The following is a 1,017-nucleotide window of genomic DNA, read 5'->3' on the forward strand; positions in this document are numbered from 1 at the left end:
TTAACCAGCGTATGGAAGAAGTTAACCGCGTTACCACCCAGACCGACTTCAACGGCATCAAAGTGCTGAACACCGGTTCCGGTACCAGCAGCTACAACTTCCAGGTTGGCGCAAAAGACGGCGAAACCATCTCCATCAGCCTGGATTCTTCGGATTCCTACAACCTGTACAACGCCACTGGCGCAACCTTCCAGACCACCGGTCAGACCATCAACGGTACTGCACGTGCGACTGCGGCTGAAGGTTTCGACGTACTGAGCGGTACTGTAAGCTCCGGTGGTACTGTTGACGGTAGCCCGCTGGCAGATATCGATGCGGCAATCAAAGCGGTTGACTCACAGCGCAGCCTGCTGGGTGCGTCCCAGAACCGTTTCGAATCCACCATCACCAACCTGAACAACACCGTGAGCAACCTGACGTCTGCTCGTAGCCGTATTCAGGACTCCGATTACGCGACCGAAGTATCGAACATGTCCCGCGCGCAGATCCTGCAGCAGGCCGGTTCTTCCGTACTGGCTCAGGCCAACCAGGTTCCGCAGACCATGCTGTCCCTGCTGCGTTAATCGCAAAATTAGTAATAAAGAAGGGCGCCGCTTGTCGGCGCTTTTTTATTTTATATATCGTTTTTTTTGCCGACGAAAATTACATAAAAAAGATAAAAAGCATTAAAGAGTTCGGCGACAGCGTCGATAACAATTTAGACGGTGATGAAGCCGCTGGCCCATGCCGGAAAATAAATTTCTCAATGAAGGATAACTATCATGGCTGTTATTAATACTAACACCCTGTCGCTGACTACTCAGAATAACCTGACCAAATCTCAGGCTTCTCTGGGTACTGCGATCGAGCGTCTCTCTTCCGGCTTGCGTATCAACAGCGCGAAAGACGATGCTGCTGGCCAGGCGATTGCTAACCGCTTTACTTCCAACATCAACGGTCTGACCGTTGCTGCCCGTAACGCCAACGACGGTATCTCCCTGTCGCAGACGGCTGAAGGCGCGTTGAGCGAAATCAACA

General features: G+C 52.0%; 1 protein-coding gene and 1 pseudogene. Both read left to right on the forward strand.

Features of this window, described 5'->3' with window-relative positions; translation table 11 throughout:
- Nucleotides 1-563: flagellin (locus CWM66_RS27880; RefSeq protein ID WP_255416494.1), on the forward strand; the 563-nt coding region annotated here is incomplete at its 5' end.
- A 198-nt stretch (nt 564-761) separates the two neighbouring features.
- A pseudogene (locus CWM66_RS27885) lies at nt 762-1,017 on the forward strand (flagellin FliC); the annotation flags it as partial.

The organism is Kosakonia sp. H7A, from assembly GCF_003028445.1.
GTDB lineage: Bacteria > Pseudomonadota > Gammaproteobacteria > Enterobacterales > Enterobacteriaceae > Kosakonia > Kosakonia radicincitans.